Here is a 15,865-nt window from a genome sequence, read left to right as displayed (position 1 = left end):
GTCATGCGCTCCAGCGAGGTCCAGTCGCTGAGTACCCCCCAATTCTTCGGCCCCCCGCCGATGCCTGCTGGACCCAGGCGTCTGCGGGGGGGGGGGGCGTTTTGCGTTCCCCCGCCGCCCTATACCGCTTGGAGCCTCCCCGATGACTGCTCTCACGATCGCCTCCGTCATCTTCGGCGTGCTCGCGCTGCTGTCCATCGTGGTCATCATGCGCCGCGCGTTGGAGATCAGCGTCGACTTCAAGGCCACCATTGCCGGCCGCCGGGCCGAGCAGCCGAGCGCTCCGCGGAGCAGCCGCAGCGCAACGCGCCCAAGCTGGTCCACGGCACGCTGCGGAAGGTGCGCCCGGATGCCTGAGCCGCTGCCCGCTATCCCGGTCTCTGCCGAACGCCGTACCGAGGTCATGCAGGACGCCGGCCCGGCTGGCTGGCAGTGCGAGGTGAACGCCTGCGGCAAGAGAGCCGCGTACGTCACGATCTTGCCCACCGGCCACATCGGGGCCGCCTGCGGTGTCTGCGCCACCCCGCCCCGCGCCGCGCTGGGAGTGGCCGGGTAATGGGCCGCAACCGCCGCCCCCCGCTGGAACCGTTGCCCTGTACCGCTTGCGGCACCCCGATCCCGTACGCCGGCCACGGCCAGCCCCGCAAGGTCTGCGCCGATCCTGCCTGCCGCCGGGCCGCCGCCCGTGAGTACAAGCGCCGGCACAAGGAGAAGAAGAGGAGGCAGCCGGATGCGTGAACGTGACCGCCGCCGCGCCGCCGAGTTCGCCGCCCTGATGGCCGCCCGCGACGCCCGCGCCGCGCACCCCCGCAACGTCCGCCACGCCGCCCGCAACCGCGACGAGTGGCAGCGCCACCGCGCGCACGTCTCGCTGTGGCCGGTCCCCGGCTGCCTCGTCTGTGAAGAGGCCGCCCGCGATTACGACCCGTTCGCCAACTGAACCACCCCCGCCGCCGGTCGGTCACCGGCTACCCCCGCTCGCGCTGCCAACGGAGTGATCCGCGAGCAATGAAAGGGACACCCCGTGTCCATCGATTTCCCCAACCTCGACACCGCCGTCACGCAGACCAGCCACGGCACCGAGCACCTCGCCAAGCCTGGCCGCCGCGCGCCGCACCTGCCGCCGTTCGTTGACGAGATCGCCGCCGAGGTGCCCGAGGTGGCCGCCGCGCTCGACAAGCTGACCGCCGCCGTTGAGGCCCTGGAGGCGTCCGCCGACAAGATGGACGACCTGGCCGACGAGTACGCCGACGACAAGGCCGAGGTGAAGGCCGCCGCGCTGGCCGGCAAGGTGAGGCAGCCCAAGCCGGATGTGTTCTGGGAGGCCCGCCGCGATGAGATCATCGCCGCGCACCGCGCCCTGATGCCGCCGGCTGTGAACGCGCAGTTTGCGCTGGTCGAGGTGGTTACGCCGTACGTCGAGGAGCGCAAGGAGCGCGACCGGGACGAGATCCGCAAGACCGCCGACCGGCTGGCCATCCTGATCGACCGGTCGACCGTGCACAACGCGCACAGCGTTGTCGTGGATGGCTTCTCCCGGCTGGGCACCGTCGCCGACATCCTGCGCGCCCTGCGCGTGATCGGGAGTGGTTCCTGATGAACCAGCGCTACGACGCCGCCGGCCAGCCGATGACCGACGCCGAGGCCGCCGCTTGGGATGCCGAGGTGGACGCGAGATTCGCCGCCATCCGGGCCGAGCGGGAGGCCGCCGAGCAGCCAGCCGCCGAGCAGCCCGAGGCCGGTCGGTCCGCCGAGGACATCCGCCGCGTCGCCCGCCAGATCCAGGGCTATGAGAGCGAGACGCCCGACCACATCAACGAGATCGTCAAGAGCATCCGGGGGCCGTTCGCATGAGCAAGCAACGCCATGACGTCGGTTGACAGAAGGCCCACCGCGAAGGCCGAGCGACCGCCGGCCAGGCCGCCGCCGTGCGCCGAGGCCGAGCCAAGGCCGCCAAGGCCGCCCGTAGGGCCGAGCTGCTGGAGGCCGCGTACCTCGCTGGCGAGCGGACCGAGCGCGATGCCATCAAGCGCCGCGAGCGTGCCGCCGCTGATGACGCCCTGGCCGAGGCCGTGGAGCCCGAGCCGCAGCCGACCCCGTGCCCGCGCCCGCGCCGCCGCCGATCCCCGAGCCGCAGCCGGCACCGGTGAAGGCGTGCGCGCACTGCAACGGGCCGATGTGGACGAACAAGCGCTATTGCTGCGCCGCCTGTCGGCTCGCTGACCGCCCGGTGGTGCCGCCGCCCAAGGGGGCGATGCGGGACCGCCCGCATCGGACCCTGCTGGGCAGCAAGTGAACACCCCGGACCCCGCCATTCTGACCCCCTGGGGAGGTGAATTCGATGAACCTGGATGACGCCATGGGCAATTTCTTCTATGCCGTGGAGAGGTCGGGCCGGTCCCGCACTTCCCGCCGGGCCGGCATGACTGATGAGGAGTTCTATCGCGCCGAGCTGGCAGCGGGAACGCCTGATGAATTGGCGCGTCGCCTCGCCGGCCTGCCCGCTATCGAGCAAGGCAACGGCGACGAGAATGCGTGAGTGATGTGGTTGGTGTGGTTGCCTTGTTGCCTATCAGCAAGGCAGTCACATCGACACGCCTTTGCCCACGTTGTCGACGTAGAACCATTCTTGCGGACGAGGTAATGTGCGCTGCATGTTGGCATGAGTTGTAGTTGAGCTTGATTAATTGATTAGTTGAATGGTGAATGTGCGAGCGAACGTATTGCGATGCTCCTTGATGGAATTGTGCGCGTGCGTTCGCCGCATCGCTCGCAGGCCCTCGCACCCCCTGGGGCATGCCTCCCATGCCCCCCGCCAAAGCCCTACCGGTAGGCATGGCGCGTCACTGTCAGCCCGAATCTGTTTGGCATTACCAAAAACCCAAAAACCATTCCATAGAAAGGAAATGGGCATGAATGCGAACCACGGTGGAGGCGCCAAGCCCGGCCATATCGACCCCGCGACCGCTACTCGACTCGCCCAGCTCGCCGGCCGTCGCTCCCGATTGACCATGCGCCACATCACCGGCGCCGGCCAACAATGGCGTCGAATTGGGCAGTGGCCCAGCGATAATGCGGACCTTTTCACGCTAGACGTAAAGGCGCTAACCGGCACCGCGGTCGCTATGGAATGGGGCACCGAACGCGCTGAGATTGGCAGCCACAGGGACATCGTCCATATGGCAATTCGTCCGCACCGCTTGATTATGCCCGGCCGCCCGCCTATTTATGGCGACGATCCCGAGAAATTGGCCGCGATTGCCGAGCGCGAGCTACGCGAGGAAATGACCGTCCGGTCGGTCGCCTGGCAAGCGTCGTACAACGCATCCACTGTTGCCCGAGCCGTGGAGATGCACCGCGCCAACCGACGGAAGGCCCTGCGTGGACACTAGGCACTGCCCACAGTGCAACACCGCCCGCCCGCTGTCGGCGTTCGGCACCGACCGGCGCACCCTCGACGGCTTTCGCCGGCTGTGCCGGTCGTGCCGCGCGGAGAATCGGCGCATCCACACCACCATCAAGCGCAACCTGAGCCGCCGGGACCGCGCCGCATGAGCCGCCCGGACGATCCCGCCCACGAGATCGGCCCGGCCCGATTGGACCGGTCAAGTGACCGCCCCGACGCCGGCCGCCCGGCACTGCCCCGGCTGTGATCGGACGCTGCCGCCGGCCGCGTTCGGCCGCGACGGACGCACGGCGGACGGATGGCACCGCTCATGCAAGACATGCCGCCGGCTGCCCGCCCGGCAAGCCCGCATCCGGCACGGCGGCGCCCGGCCGAGCTAGGGAGGCGCCCGCCGACCCGCCCCGCACGGTCAAGGGAATCCGTCGACCGTCCCGCCGTCACGCGCGCGGCGACGAACGAGGCCGCAGGCCCGAACGGATCAAGTCGTAGCCAGCTTCGTTGCGGTTCGACGATGCTCCCAACATAGCTTGGCCAAGAAGTGTTGGCCAAGCTATGTTGGGTCAATGTCGTCCGGTCAGAAGAAGCAACTCACCGACCCGCAGGCGCTGCGCGCGCTCGCCCATCCCATCCGGCTCAAGCTTCTCGAACTGCTCACCGTCGACGGTCCGGCCTCAGGGCGAAAGCTGGCCGATCAGACCGGCGAGTCCACGGCATCCATCAGCTATCACATCGGCCAGCTGGCCAAGTGGGGTCTCGTCGAGCCAGCCCCCGACCTGGCTGAAGGACGCGAACGGCCGTGGCGAGCCACCAGCCGAGGGATCACCTGGTCAGCGACCGGTGACGGCTCACCGGAGTTCGCCGCCGCCTCCCGGGCGCTGCGAGAGCAGTTCATCGCCCAGCGGCTCGCCGCCCTGGACGCCTACCAACGCCACCAGGACGACTTCGACACCGCCTGGCAGGAGGCGGCCTGGGTCGGCGAAGACATCGGCTACCTCGACCCCGACGAGCTGGTAGAGGTAACGGAGCGCATCAAAGCCCTCATCGGCGAGTACACCGTCGCCACGCGGCCCCGCACGGCGAACGCCCGCCGCGTCGCCTTCTTCGGATACGCCGTCCCCACGCACGACGGTCCGAGCTGATGCTGCACACACCGGGACTACTCGCTCTGTTCGTCGCGAAGCTGCTGTCCACCTTCGGCTCCTGGCTCACCCTCCTGGCGCTGCCGTGGTTCGTTCTGGTGACCACCGGCTCGCCGGTGAAGATGAGCGCGGTTCTGGCCGCAGAGTTTCTCGGCGTCGCGACACTGGGTCTGCCCAGCGGCAAGGTCGTGGCCCGGCTCGGTGTGCGGCGCACCATGCTGATCTGCGACGCGGCGCGCGTACCGCTGATGGCGTTGATCCCGCTGCTGAATCAGACGGGATGGCTGAGCCTGCCGGCCCTGCTGGCGGTCTCGTTCAGTCTCGGTGCGTTCACCGCTCCCTACGTCTCCTCGCAGCGGCTCATCCTGGCCGACCTCCTCGGCCCGACACGGGGTACCGACGAGAAACTCCTCGCCCGCGCCAACAGCCTGATCGACGGTGCGACCAGAATCGCCGCCCTCGCCGGACCCGCCCTCGGCGGCCTGCTGATCGCCCTGCTCGGACCAGCCCAGGTCCTCTGGATCGACGCCGGCACGTACCTCGTCTCCTTCGTCATCCTGGCCGCCTTCGTCCGGCCGCCGGCCACCGTCGTGGCAGGCACGGACAGGGAGTCCTCTCGTGCGAGCCACGAGCAGGCCGCCACGTTCGCGGGCCTACGCCACGCGCTTCGCCACCGAGCACTTCGGCTCTTCGTGCTCGCCCTGACGTTGGTGACCATCTCGGTCCCCGCCATATTCATCTGCCTACCAGTGCTGGTCATGGATGACCTGGGAGGCGACCCTCGGACGCTAGGGTTACTCATCGCGGCAAACGGCGCCGGCCTCGCGATCGGCAGCCTGGTGGCCGTCACCGGCCTGGGCCGGATGAACAACACCGCCCTCACCGGCGCCGCCATGCTGCAATGCGCCCCGCTGTGGCTACTACTCGTCGATCAGACATTCGTCATGGCCAGCGGACTGTTCCTGGTAGGACTGGCCACGCCGTTGCTAGCCGCAACGATCAACACCCGCGTCACCCTACGCACCCCGGCACCTATCCGACCTCACGTGATGACCGCAGTGACGACCACTGAAAACCTGGGGGCATTCGTCGGATACACCGCCGCCGGACCGGCGTTGCAACTCAGCGGGCTACGCACCGTCTTCGCCGCGATAGCAACCCTGGCCGCCCTCGGCGCGATCACCTTCGCCATGGCCCTACGCGCCGACCACTCACGACCAGCCGTGCCAAGTCAGCGCCCTCGTGAACCCAGGCAACACCGCCATACGCCGGCGGTCCACGAGCCTGCGGCAGGGACGGAATGCAATCCTTGACCGGGCAGTGGTTCTCGTTCAGAGAGGCGCACAAACGAACCGGCCAGTGCACTCATCTGGGCGATGCGCGCTCATGGCGGAGTTGAGCGCGCTACCCCGGCGGCCCGGCCGCCTCGCTCGCCGCGATGGCTCGCCCCGCTTGGCCCCCGCTAGCGACCGGCACGGCCGAGACGCGAGGGTGACGGCCGTAGACCACGGCAGGCGACCGGCGTACCCATGTGCGCAGTTGACGGGTATTGAGGAAGCCCCGTCGCCTCCGCACATGGGCCACGAGCAGCTCGGATGACCTGCGGACCAGGAAAGAACGAGATCATGAGCACCGCCGTCACGAGGCCCGGCCGGCGCGACACCGCCGAGCCGACGCAGGACGCCGCCGCCCTCACGCTGTACCTCTTCCTGTCTGCTTGACCGCAGACACACGAAACCCCCGGCGCCCACGTGGGTACCGGGGGTTTCGTCGTTTCAGGCGAAGACGCGACAGGCCAACGTGTGCTCGCCCAAGGCATCGGCCAGCTCGGACAGCCCGGTCAACCGCTCGACCGGCAGCGCGTCGCCGCACTCACCGCATTCGACTCGGTCGGCCCGCACCCGGGCCTCCCGCCCCTCGCAGCGGAGACCGGGGATCGCTCTCACCAGCCGGTCCGCGCGACCCCTACCGGGCATGACATCCCGTTCGGGCCAATACCACACCATCCGTTAGGGTTTTTGGTCGGGGCCAGGTACTGCTGGTGGTAGTCCTCGGCGTAGTAGTAGTCGCCCAGCTCGGCGATCTCCGTGGTGATCTCGCCGTGCCCGGCGCCCGCCACGACCGGCGCGAACGCGTCCCGGGACGCCCGGGCGGTCGCCGCCTGCTCGTCGGTGGTGGTGTAGATCGCCGACCGGTACTGCGTGCCGACGTCGTTGCCCTGCCGCATCCCCTGGGTCGGGTCGTGGTTCTCCCAGAAGACCTTGAGCAGGTCCTCGTAACCGATCTTCGAGGGGTCGTAGACCACCTGGACCACCTCGGCGTGCGCGGTCCGACCCGAGCAGACCTCCTCGTAGGTCGGATTCTTCGTGTAACCGCCCGCATAGCCCGCGGAGGTGGAAATCACCCCGGGCAGCGTCCAGAACAGCCGCTCGGCTCCCCAGAAACAGCCCATCCCGAAGACGGCGACCTGGGCACCCTCGGGCCACGGTCCCCGCAGCGGGGTACCGAGCACCTCGTGCCGGTCGGAGATCGGCATCGCGATCATCCGGCCGGGCAGGGCCTGGTCGGGGGTGGGCAGCTCGGCATTGGTGCGCCGTAGGAACACGATGGAACTCCTCTCGTACCTCTGCCGGGTGTAACACGACACCCACCCGGATCCTTACCCGCTCCGACCGTGCCCAGGCTCCGGCCACCCCGGGACTACTCGGCGAGCGCGGCGGCGATCCGGTCGGCGTACGAGGTGGCCTCGACGTCCGAGGCGTACTTCGTACGGGGCCAGAAGAAGCCCCGCAGCCCGTCGCCCTTCGTCCTCGGTACGACATGGGTGTGCAGGTGCGGGACGGACTGTGACACCCGGTTGTTCATCGCCACGAACGTCCCACCCGCGCCCAGTCCCGCCTCCACGGCCAGGGCCAGCCGCCGGACCAGCCGGAAGTAGCCGGGCAGCGCCTCGTCCGGCAGGTCGCCGAGGGTCTCGACGTGCGCGCGCGGCACCACCAGCAGGTGTCCCTTGAACACCGGGCGGACGTCGAGGAAGGCCACCCCGTCGGGGGAGTCGACCACCCGGAACGCCGCCCCGCCCGCCACGATCCCGCAGAACACGCACCCGGCCACCAGTGCAGGCTAGCCTTCTGCAAATGAGTCACGGCTTCGAGACACTCGCCATCCACGCCGGCCAGGAGCCGGAGCCCCGCACCGGGGCGGTGGTGCCGCCGATATACCAGACCAGCACGTACGCCCAGGACGCCGTCGGCGCACCCCGGCTCGGCTACGAGTACAGCAGGTCGGGCAACCCGACCCGGGACGCCCTGCAGGAGTGCCTCGCCGCGCTGGAGGGCGGCCCGGTCGGGCTGGCCTTCGCCAGCGGGCTGGCCGCCGAGGACGCCCTGCTGCGTACGGTCTGCCGGCCCGGTGACCACGTGGTGATCCCGGACGACGCGTACGGCGGCACGTTCCGGCTCTTCGCCCGGGTCGCCGAGCGCTGGGGACTGAGCTGGACGGCTGCCCGGATCGCCGACGTCAACGCCGTCCGGGCGGCGGTCCGCCCCGAGCAGACGAAGGTGATCTGGGTGGAGACCCCCACCAACCCGCTGCTCGGGATCGCCGACATCGCCGGGCTGGCCGGGCTGGCCAACGACGTCGACGCGCTGCTCGTCGTCGACAACACGTTCGCCTCGCCGTACCTCCAGCAGCCGATCGCGCTCGGCGCGGACGTGGTGGTGCACTCGACGACCAAGTACGTCGGCGGGCACTCCGACGTGGTCGGGGGCGCCCTCGTCGCGGCCAGCGCCGCGCTCGGCGAGGAGTTGCGCTACCACCAGAACGCGATGGGCGCGGTGAACGGGCCCTTCGACGCCTGGTTGACCCTGCGCGGGGTGAAGACCCTCGGGGTACGGATGGACCGGCACTGCGACAACGCCGAGCGGATCGCCGACTACCTCGACGGGCACCGGGCGGTCTCCCAGGTGCTCTACCCGGGCCTGCCGGACCACCCCGGGCACGAGGTCGCGGCGAAGCAGATGCGGCGGTTCGGGGGGATGATCTCCTTCCGGGCGGCCGGTGGCGAGGAGCACGCCGTGGAGATCTGCAACCGGGCGAAACTCTTCGTGCTTGCCGAGTCACTGGGCGGAGTTGAGTCGCTCATCGAACATCCGGGCCGGATGACACACGCAAGTGCCGCCGGCTCGCCGCTTGAAGTTCCCGCCGATCTCGTGCGACTGTCTGTCGGCATCGAGACCGCCGACGACCTACTCGCAGACCTGGAGCAGGCGCTCGGCTGACCGCCGTCCGGCCGCCCGGGCGGCGCTGCGGACAAGCCGATGGGGAGTTGGCCGTGCAGGACATCACGCCGAACTGGGTGGGCGCGACCGCGAAACAGATCGCCCGGGCCGTCCGCCGTGGCGACGCCTCCGCCACCCAGGTGGTGGCGGACCACCTCGACCACATCGACCGGACGGACCGCGAGCTGTCCGCGTTCCGGGTGGTGCGCGGTGGCGAGGCGATCGTCGAGGCCGAGAAGGTCGATGAGCAGGACGACCTGGCGAACCTGCCGCTGGCCGGGGTGCCGATCGCGGTCAAGGAGAACACCGCGGTCGCGGGGCTGCCGACCTGGAACGGGTCGGCAGCCGCGCGTACCCCGGTCGCCGAGTCCGACCACGAGGTGGTCCGGCGGCTGCGCGGCGCCGGAGCGGTGATCGTCGGGGTGACCCGGATGCCCGAACTCGGGCTCTTCGGGTTCACCGACGACGAGACGGTGGCCAGCCGCAACCCGTGGGCGACCGACCGCACCCCGGGCGGCTCCTCCGGCGGCTCGGCGGCGGCGGTCGCCTCCGGGATGGTGCCGATCGCGCACGGCAACGACGGGCTCGGCTCGATCCGGATCCCGGCCGCCTGTTGCGGGCTGGTCGGGCTCAAGCCCGGCCGGGGCGTCGTACCGTGCCAGCTCGGTGTCAACGACTGGTACGGCCTCGCCGAGCAGGGCATCCTGGCCACCACCGTGGCGGACGCCGCGGTCGGCTTCGCGGTGCTCGCCGGACGCCGCCCGGACAAGCTGACACCTCCGGAGCGGCTGCGGGTCGCCGTCTCGCTCCGCTCGCCGGTCTCCGGGGTACGCCCGGACCAGCCCAACCGGGACGCGGTGGCCGCCGCCGGCAAGCTGCTGGCGGTGGCCGGACACGACACCGTCTCGGTCGACCCGGTCTATCCGACCTCGTTGGGGCTGCGCGGTATCGCCACCTGGCTGGGAGCGGCGGCGAACGAGGTCGAGGCGGCCGGCCTCGATCCGGCCACCCTGCAACGGCGCAGCCGCCGGCATGCCGCCCTCGGCAGGGTGGCCCTGCGCCGGGGCCTGGTACGCGAGCAGGACCGCACCCGGTGGCGTGAGCGCAGCGTCAACTTCTTCGGCGACCACTCCGTCGACCTGCTGCTCACCCCGGCGCTGGCCAGCGCCCCGCCGCCGGCCCTGGGCTGGGCGACCCGCTCGTGGCGGTCCAACCTGCTGACCTGCATCCGCTACGCCCCGTACGCGGCGCCGTGGAATCTCGCCGGCCTGCCGTCGCTGGTCGTACCGGTCGGGCTGCGCCCGGACGGGTTGCCGGTCGGGGTGCAGTTGGTCGGCCCGCCCGGCTCCGAACTGCTGCTGCTCGGGGTGGCCGGGCAGTTCGAGCTGGCCGGCCCGTGGCGGCGGCACGCACCCGACTGGCCCCGGGTGGCCACCCCGGCCGGCTGAGCCCGACGAGTCGCCATCGGCGGGCGGGGTCAGCTCCGAACTGTTGGCACGGTCTGCGCTGTCACTGGCCGAGCAGCACGACGAGGAGCGCCACGAGCAGGGCCGGTACCTGAAGTGCGGCGGGCGCGACCAGCGGAAGCAGTCCGTGGTCCCGGAGTTCCCTGCCCCAGCCGACCACCCCGGCCCGGTCGGCCCCGCCCGGTCGGCCGGACCCGGACGGGCCGGCCGGCGAGCGGCGAGCGGCCGGACCGGCGGGGCGGGGACGAATCCAGCGGCCGGCGGCCCGGCTGAGCATCAGCGCGCCGAGCGCGGCGAGCAGGCCCGGATAGAGCAGGGCGAGCTCCGGATTCGTCTCGCGCAGCGTGCTGTACCCCACCTCCGGGAGGACCGCGGCGAGCCCGGCGGCCAGCACCGACAGCGCCACGGCGCTGATGCCCAGCGCGAGCCGGCTGCCGGAGGGCAGCAGGGCGTAACCGACCCCGATCACCAGCAGCGGCAGCCCGACAACGGCCCAGCCCGCGGTCACCAGGGCGGCCCCGGAACAACCATCGACAGTGCAGGCCGTGGCGACCAGCCCGCGCAGCAGCGGCTCGCTGAACTCGATCCCGGCGACGATCGCGCCGAGGACGAGCGCCACGAAGAGGATGCGGCCGGCCCAGGTCAGCTCGGGCCAGGCCCAGCCGGCCGGCGTCGACCCCCGGCCGGAGCCGGACGTCGCGGGCCGGACCAGCACCCCGGCCCGACGCCGCCGGGTGGTCAGCCAGGGTGCGGTCGGCTCGGGCAGCAGCACCGGTCCGGTGGGGGAGAGGGTACGGCCGTCGATCGTCACCGTGCACCACTGCCCGGGTACGGGCACACCGTGCAGCACCGCCGGGCCGGGTTCGTCACCGGCCGTGCGCGTGAGCCGCTCCCGTACCTCGATCTCGGCCAGCGGCAGCACCTGCTGACCCGTACCGGCGTAGACGTACACCCGGTCGACGTCCTGGTGCACCCGTACGGCGCTGACCGGCTGGGGCCGGCGGAAGAGCCGGCGGCCGGCACGTACCCGGGCGGCGCCCCGCCAGCCGACGCCGAGCCCGACCAGTGCGAGTACCGCCACCAGCGTCAGCCACGGCGTCAGGTCGTACGGCTCGGTGACGAGCTGCCGCAGGTCGAGGTCGTCCATCGCCACCCCGACCGTGGAGCCGACCGGGTAGGCGGCGGCGTCGAGGACGGGAAGCCGCGCCGAGGGCCGGCCGTCGGGGAAATCGAGGTCGAGTTCCGCCCAGGACGGGTGGGCGCGCACGGTCGCGGTGACGATCTCGGCCCGGCGCTGCTGTTCGTCGACCTCGCTCTGCCGCAGGCCGGTCCAGCCGGCCACGAGCAGCGCGGTGGCGAGCAGCAGCGCGGCGGTGACCGTCGTGGCCAGCGGCGGGCGGGGCAGCCGGGCCGGCGACGGCGGTACGGCGAGCCGGGCCCGACGGTGCCAGTCGCGCAACCCGGCCCGGTACGGGGCGGGGCTGCGCCGCAGCCGGGCGAGCAGCGTGCAGCCGACCGCGTACCCGACCAGCAGCAGGTAGAACCAGGGTGGCAGGTGCTCGGTCTGGGTCTGCTGGTAGCCGAGCGTGACAGCCAGCAACGCGCCGGTCCCCGCCACGGCGAACTCCAGCCGGATCAGGGCGAGCAGCGGAAGGCTGCCGACCAGCCCGAAGATGACGTTGCCGAGCCGGTCGGGTCCGCAGGGCGTCGCCACCGTGCACGGGGTGGCCGGGGCGACGGCCAGGAACAGGGTGCAGAGCAGCACTGCGGCGCCGAAGCCGAGCCACCCGGCGTACCGGGCCAGCGGCTCCACCCGCCCCTGCGACTCGGCAGCCAACCGGAGCCGGATGACGTCCCCCCAGGACAGCGGTGGCGGCGGCTCCGGTCCGTCCGCCGCCGGACCGTCCCCGGAGATCCGCTCGGTACCGGTCGACATCTGCGGCTCCGTCCCCCGTCTGGCAACAGCTCGAACGAGAGGGTAGAACGGCTCGACGATCGCCGACGCGGCCGGTGGGGTGACCTCCGGCACCCCGGTACCGCCGACGCGAACACCCGACGGGTGGGATGCGACGATCTGGGGCATGACGGAGCTGGTCGGACTCGCCGAGGTCACCGCCGCCCGCGAACTGCTCGCCGGAGTCGTCCGGGAAACTCCGCTGGAGCCGTCCCGACCGCTCTCCGCCGCGCTGGGCGGACCGGTCTGGCTCAAGTGCGAACACGTGCAGCGGGCCGGGTCGTACAAGGTCCGGGGCGCGTACGTGCGGATCGCCCGACTCTCGGCGGCGGAGCGCGACCGGGGCGTGGTGGCGGCCAGCGCCGGCAACCACGCCCAGGGGGTGGCGCTCGCCGCCGGGCTGCTCGGCGCCGCCGCCACGGTCTTCATGCCGGTGGGCGCGCCGCTGCCGAAGGTGGCGGCCACCAAGGGGTACGGCGCCCGGGTGGAGCTGGTCGGCAACACCGTCGACGAGTCACTTGTCGCGGCGGAGGACTTCGCGAACCGTACCGGCGCGGTCTTCATCCACCCGTTCGACCATCCGGACGTGATCGCCGGCCAGGGCACGGTCGCGCTGGAGATCCTGGAGCAGTGCCCGGAGGTGCGGACAATCGTCGCCGGGGTAGGTGGCGGGGGACTGGTCTCCGGGATCGCGGTGGCGGCGAAGGCGCTCCGCCCGGACGTACGGGTGATCGGGGTACAGGCGGCCGGTGCCGCCGCCTTTCCCGCGTCGCTGCGGGCCGGCGAGCCGGTACGGCTGCCCGCCTACGCCACGATCGCCGACGGTATCGCGGTCGGCCGGCCCGGTGAGGTCACCTTCGCGCACGTCAGCAAGCTGGTGGACGAGATCGTGACGGTACCGGACGAGGACATCTCCCGCGCCCTGCTGATGCTGCTGGAGCGGGGCAAGCAGGTGGTGGAGCCGGCCGGGGCGGCCGGGGTGGCCGCGCTGATGTCCGGCGCGGTACGGGTCGAACCGCCGGTGGTGGCGGTGCTCTCCGGCGGCAACATCGACCCGCTGCTGATGCTGCGGGTGATCGAGCACGGGCTCGCCTCGGCGGGCCGCTTCCTGCGGATCACGGTGCGTTGCGCCGACCGGCCCGGCCAGTTGGCGTCGCTGCTCGGCATGATCGCCGAGCACCGGGGCAACGTGGTCGACGTGGTGCACCAGCGGCAGAATCCGCACCTGCGGCTCGGTGAGGTCGAGGTGGCGCTCTCGGTGGAGACCCGGGGCGCCGAACACTCCGACCGGTTGATCAGTGCGTTGCGTGGCTGCGGCTATCAGGTCGACGTCGCCCAGCCGGGCTGAACCGGCTGGGTCGGACGTCTGGGCCCGGCGCCTCCGACGGGCCGTTGCCGGTCAGCCGCCGTACGCCTCGAACCGGACCACCGTCACCTTGATCTCCGCGCCGCTGGGCGCGGTGTAGGTGACGGTCTGGCCGGGCCGGGCACCGAGGATGGACTTGCCGAGCGCCGACTCCGGGCTGTAGACGGTCAAATCGGTGGTCGCGGCGATCTCCCGGGAACCGAGCAGGAAGGTCTCGGTGTCGTCGGTGTCGTCGTCGAAGTGGATCGTGACGACGCAGCCCGGCGCCACCACGTCCGCTGCCGGCGCCTCACCGACCTGGGCGGTGCGCAGCAGTTCCTGGAGTTGACGAATCCGTGCCTCCTGCTTGCCCTGCTCCTCCCGGGCGGCGTGGTAGCCGCCGTTCTCCCTGAGGTCACCCTCTTCGCGCCGGGCGTTGATCTCCGCGGCGATCGCCGGCCGTCCGGCGATCAGCTCGTTGAGCTCCGCCTGCAGCCGGTCGTAGGCCTCCTGGGACAGCCAGGTGGCTGCCGCGCGGTCGGTCGTGGACACAGACGATCTCCTCGGGTAGTCGTGGACAGGGACGAATTACCAAGTTACCAGTGCGCTACACACCGGACGCCACGTCATTTATCGGGGGACGGCGCAGGCCGGGGCGCCGCAAGGTGCCGGAACGGGTCCGCGCCGGGGACCCGGTCGCCCGGCTCGACCGGGCTAGCGGCTCACTCGGCGGGACGGCAGCGGAGCACCTCGCCGAGGATCGGCCGGGCGGTGGTGACCAGCCGGTGCCGGGCCGTCAGGTGCCGCTGCCCGGGCTCCGCGTCGACCCGTACTTCCTCGCGGGCGACCTCGGCACCGTCCTTGGAACGGGCCCGGAGTACACAGGTCGCCGAGCCGCCGGCCGGTACGGTCACCCGGAAGTCGAGTACCAGTTGACTGTCGGTGATCTCGGTGTAGGTGATCACCTGGGCGTCGTAGTTCGGGTCGCCGTACTGCCGGTAGAGGCGGTAGGAGACCGCGCTCATCACCGCCAGCAGGGCCACCACCAGCAGTGCCACGACCCAGGGCCGGCGGCGCCGCTGCGCGCGGCGGTGGCCGTACCGGCCGGGTGGGAACACCGGGGCGGTCGGTACTGGTGTGGCGGGCGTCTCGGACACCGGAGGGTATCTCCTGGGACTGTTGTCGGTGGCATCGGCAAGAATGGGTACGCCCATCCTCTCATCGGCAGCCGGGCCGGCTCTGGCAGGCCCGACGACCGATCGGGGGCCGGAGGCCGAGCGGTTGGTGGTTGGAGGCCGAGCGGTCGGCCGGAGGGCGGGCGTTCGAGGGGTACCGGGGGGGGTCGAGCCCGGCCCGGGGGCATCACGAGGGAGCACCTGAGTTGGCAGAGCAGCTACGTCTGATGGCCGTGCACGCCCATCCCGACGACGAGTCGAGCAAGGGCGCCGCGACCATGGCGAAATACGTCGCCGAAGGCGTGCAGGTCCTCGTCGTCACGTGTACGGGCGGCGAGCGGGGCAGCGTGCTCAACCCGAAGTTGGACAGGCCGGACGTCTGGGCCAACATCGCCGAGATCCGCCGGGCCGAGATGGACGCCGCCCGGGCGATCCTCGGCGTCGAGCAGGCGTGGCTCGGCTTCGTCGACTCTGGGCTGCCGGAGGGTGACCCGCTGCCCCCGCTACCGGAGGGCTGCTTCGCCCTCCAGGACGTCGAGGTCGCGGCCGCGCCGCTGGTCAAGCTGATGCGTGAGTTCCGCCCGCACGTCGTCACCACCTACGACGAGGACGGCGGCTACCCACACCCCGACCACATCATGTGCCACAAGATCAGCGTGGCGGCGTTCGACGCGGCCGGTGACCCGGAGCGCTTCCCGGAGCTGGGCACGCACTGGCAGCCGTTGAAGCTCTACTACGACATCGGCTTCTCCAGGGCGAAGATCATGGCGCTGCACGAGGGGATGCTGGCCCGTGGCGCCGAGTCGCCGTACGCGGAGTGGCTGGAGCGCTGGGAGGACCGGCCGGACAAGGGGCCGAGGATCACCACCCGGGTCCCCTGCGCGGACTACTTCCCGGTCCGCGACGACGCGTTGCGCGCCCACGCCACCCAGGTCGACCCGGACGGCTTCTGGTTCCAGGTGCCGATGGAGTTGCAGCAGCAGGCCTGGCCGACGGAGGACTTCGAGCTGGTCCGCTCGATGGTCGACAGCCCGCTGCCCGAGTCGGACCTTTTCGCCGGGGTTCGGGAGACCGCGCAGGTCCGGTGAACGGAGCTAGGC

Annotated in this window: 20 protein-coding genes; 14 read left to right on the top strand and 6 right to left on the bottom strand. The window is 71.4% G+C overall.

Features of this window, described 5'->3' with window-relative positions:
• Positions 1 to 142 precede the first annotated feature (142 nt).
• The 10 genes from CLT71_RS16900 to CLT71_RS38045 all read left to right on the top strand — a co-directional run bounded on the left by CLT71_RS16900 (position 143) and on the right by CLT71_RS38045 (position 6,266).
• Positions 143 to 556, top strand: a complete 414-nt coding sequence (locus CLT71_RS16900) for a hypothetical protein (RefSeq protein ID WP_101367962.1) — start codon at positions 143 to 145, stop codon at positions 554 to 556.
• 174 nt (positions 557 to 730) lie between these two features.
• A complete protein-coding gene (locus CLT71_RS16895; protein ID WP_101367961.1) occupies positions 731 to 940 on the top strand; it encodes a hypothetical protein in 210 nt (69 codons plus the stop codon).
• 84 nt (positions 941 to 1,024) lie between these two features.
• The gene (locus CLT71_RS16890; protein ID WP_101367960.1) at positions 1,025 to 1,597 is read left to right on the top strand and encodes a hypothetical protein; all 573 of its coding nucleotides are present in this window, start codon (positions 1,025 to 1,027) and stop codon (positions 1,595 to 1,597) included.
• Positions 1,597 to 1,854 (top strand): hypothetical protein, encoded by a 258-nt coding sequence (locus CLT71_RS16885; protein ID WP_101367959.1) that lies wholly within the window; start codon positions 1,597 to 1,599, stop codon positions 1,852 to 1,854. The genes CLT71_RS16890 and CLT71_RS16885 overlap by 1 nt, the downstream gene beginning before the upstream one ends.
• A 74-nt stretch (positions 1,855 to 1,928) precedes the next feature.
• Positions 1,929 to 2,150: a hypothetical protein gene (locus tag CLT71_RS36525; RefSeq protein WP_143743497.1), complete on the top strand. Its 222-nt coding sequence runs from the start codon at positions 1,929 to 1,931 to the stop codon at positions 2,148 to 2,150.
• Between the two features lie 191 nt (positions 2,151 to 2,341).
• Entirely contained in the window at positions 2,342 to 2,539 is a 198-nt protein-coding gene (locus tag CLT71_RS16880) for a hypothetical protein (protein ID WP_101367958.1), read from the top strand.
• A gap of 373 nt (positions 2,540 to 2,912) precedes the next feature.
• Positions 2,913 to 3,392 (top strand): hypothetical protein, encoded by a 480-nt coding sequence (locus tag CLT71_RS36520; protein ID WP_143743496.1) that lies wholly within the window; start codon positions 2,913 to 2,915, stop codon positions 3,390 to 3,392.
• A gap of 577 nt (positions 3,393 to 3,969) precedes the next feature.
• Positions 3,970 to 4,545, top strand: a complete 576-nt coding sequence (locus CLT71_RS16875; RefSeq protein WP_101367957.1) for a winged helix-turn-helix domain-containing protein — start codon at positions 3,970 to 3,972, stop codon at positions 4,543 to 4,545.
• Positions 4,545 to 5,858, top strand: coding sequence for an MFS transporter (locus tag CLT71_RS16870; RefSeq protein ID WP_101367956.1), 1,314 nt, complete (start codon positions 4,545 to 4,547; stop codon positions 5,856 to 5,858). The genes CLT71_RS16875 and CLT71_RS16870 overlap by 1 nt, the downstream gene beginning before the upstream one ends.
• Positions 5,859 to 6,140: 282 nt before the next feature.
• Positions 6,141 to 6,266 (top strand): hypothetical protein, encoded by a 126-nt coding sequence (locus CLT71_RS38045; protein ID WP_486483304.1) that lies wholly within the window; start codon positions 6,141 to 6,143, stop codon positions 6,264 to 6,266.
• 54 nt (positions 6,267 to 6,320) lie between these two features.
• On the opposite strand, the gene CLT71_RS37035 is transcribed toward CLT71_RS38045, so the two are convergent.
• The 3 genes from CLT71_RS37035 to CLT71_RS16860 form a co-directional block, all read right to left on the bottom strand.
• Entirely contained in the window at positions 6,321 to 6,491 is a 171-nt protein-coding gene (locus CLT71_RS37035; protein ID WP_158242249.1) for a hypothetical protein, read from the bottom strand.
• On the bottom strand, positions 6,488 to 7,150 hold the full coding sequence (gene msrA / locus CLT71_RS16865; RefSeq protein WP_101367955.1) for a peptide-methionine (S)-S-oxide reductase MsrA: 663 nt from the start codon (positions 7,148 to 7,150) through the stop codon (positions 6,488 to 6,490). Before msrA ends, CLT71_RS37035 begins: the two co-directional genes overlap by 4 nt.
• 95 nt (positions 7,151 to 7,245) lie before the next feature.
• The gene (locus CLT71_RS16860; RefSeq protein ID WP_101367954.1) at positions 7,246 to 7,659 is read right to left on the bottom strand and encodes an HIT family protein; all 414 of its coding nucleotides are present in this window, start codon (positions 7,657 to 7,659) and stop codon (positions 7,246 to 7,248) included.
• 23 nt (positions 7,660 to 7,682) lie between these two features.
• Here CLT71_RS16860 and CLT71_RS16855 point away from each other — a divergent pair, with 23 nt between their 5' ends.
• Together CLT71_RS16855 and CLT71_RS16850 are read left to right on the top strand one after the other, a co-directional pair.
• Complete coding sequence (locus CLT71_RS16855; RefSeq protein ID WP_101367953.1) at positions 7,683 to 8,825, top strand: cystathionine gamma-synthase; 1,143 nt, start codon at positions 7,683 to 7,685, stop codon at positions 8,823 to 8,825.
• Positions 8,826 to 8,872: 47 nt separating this feature from the next.
• Positions 8,873 to 10,273, top strand: coding sequence for an amidase family protein (locus CLT71_RS16850; RefSeq protein WP_101367952.1), 1,401 nt, complete (start codon positions 8,873 to 8,875; stop codon positions 10,271 to 10,273).
• Between the two features lie 61 nt (positions 10,274 to 10,334).
• On the opposite strand, the gene CLT71_RS16845 is transcribed toward CLT71_RS16850, so the two are convergent.
• On the bottom strand, positions 10,335 to 12,227 hold the full coding sequence (locus tag CLT71_RS16845) for a hypothetical protein (RefSeq protein ID WP_101367951.1): 1,893 nt from the start codon (positions 12,225 to 12,227) through the stop codon (positions 10,335 to 10,337).
• A 145-nt stretch (positions 12,228 to 12,372) separates the two neighbouring features.
• Between CLT71_RS16845 and ilvA the strand changes: the two genes are divergently transcribed.
• Positions 12,373 to 13,593, top strand: coding sequence for a threonine ammonia-lyase (gene ilvA / locus CLT71_RS16840; RefSeq protein WP_101371518.1), 1,221 nt, complete (start codon positions 12,373 to 12,375; stop codon positions 13,591 to 13,593).
• A 51-nt stretch (positions 13,594 to 13,644) separates the two neighbouring features.
• Here the strand turns inward: ilvA and greA are convergent, their stop codons facing one another.
• Both greA and CLT71_RS16830 read right to left on the bottom strand, forming a co-directional pair.
• Positions 13,645 to 14,142, bottom strand: a complete 498-nt coding sequence (gene greA, locus CLT71_RS16835; RefSeq protein WP_101367950.1) for a transcription elongation factor GreA — start codon at positions 14,140 to 14,142, stop codon at positions 13,645 to 13,647.
• A 170-nt stretch (positions 14,143 to 14,312) separates the two neighbouring features.
• Positions 14,313 to 14,747, bottom strand: a complete 435-nt coding sequence (locus CLT71_RS16830; RefSeq protein WP_101367949.1) for a DUF4307 domain-containing protein — start codon at positions 14,745 to 14,747, stop codon at positions 14,313 to 14,315.
• A gap of 224 nt (positions 14,748 to 14,971) precedes the next feature.
• Here CLT71_RS16830 and mca point away from each other — a divergent pair, with 224 nt between their 5' ends.
• On the top strand, positions 14,972 to 15,853 hold the full coding sequence (mca, locus tag CLT71_RS16825) for a mycothiol conjugate amidase Mca (protein ID WP_101371517.1): 882 nt from the start codon (positions 14,972 to 14,974) through the stop codon (positions 15,851 to 15,853).
• The last annotated feature ends 12 nt before the right edge of the window (positions 15,854 to 15,865 follow it).

This window comes from Plantactinospora sp. CNZ320, assembly GCF_002846275.1.
This window is presented reverse-complemented; position numbering and strand designations above follow the sequence as displayed.

Coding starts and splice junctions, on each gene's coding strand:
- CLT71_RS16880 (WP_101367958.1), top strand. CDS start 2,342: ATGAACCTGGATGACGCCATGGGCAATTTCTTCTATGCCGTGGAGAGG.
- CLT71_RS16845 (WP_101367951.1), bottom strand. CDS start 12,227: ATGTCGACCGGTACCGAGCGGATCTCCGGGGACGGTCCGGCGGCGGAC.
- CLT71_RS36520 (WP_143743496.1), top strand. CDS start 2,913: ATGAATGCGAACCACGGTGGAGGCGCCAAGCCCGGCCATATCGACCCC.
- CLT71_RS16895 (WP_101367961.1), top strand. CDS start 731: ATGCGTGAACGTGACCGCCGCCGCGCCGCCGAGTTCGCCGCCCTGATG.
- ilvA (WP_101371518.1), top strand. CDS start 12,373: ATGACGGAGCTGGTCGGACTCGCCGAGGTCACCGCCGCCCGCGAACTG.
- CLT71_RS38045 (WP_486483304.1), top strand. CDS start 6,141: ATGACCTGCGGACCAGGAAAGAACGAGATCATGAGCACCGCCGTCACG.
- CLT71_RS16855 (WP_101367953.1), top strand. CDS start 7,683: ATGAGTCACGGCTTCGAGACACTCGCCATCCACGCCGGCCAGGAGCCG.
- CLT71_RS16885 (WP_101367959.1), top strand. CDS start 1,597: ATGAACCAGCGCTACGACGCCGCCGGCCAGCCGATGACCGACGCCGAG.
- CLT71_RS16875 (WP_101367957.1), top strand. CDS start 3,970: ATGTCGTCCGGTCAGAAGAAGCAACTCACCGACCCGCAGGCGCTGCGC.
- CLT71_RS16870 (WP_101367956.1), top strand. CDS start 4,545: ATGCTGCACACACCGGGACTACTCGCTCTGTTCGTCGCGAAGCTGCTG.
- CLT71_RS16900 (WP_101367962.1), top strand. CDS start 143: ATGACTGCTCTCACGATCGCCTCCGTCATCTTCGGCGTGCTCGCGCTG.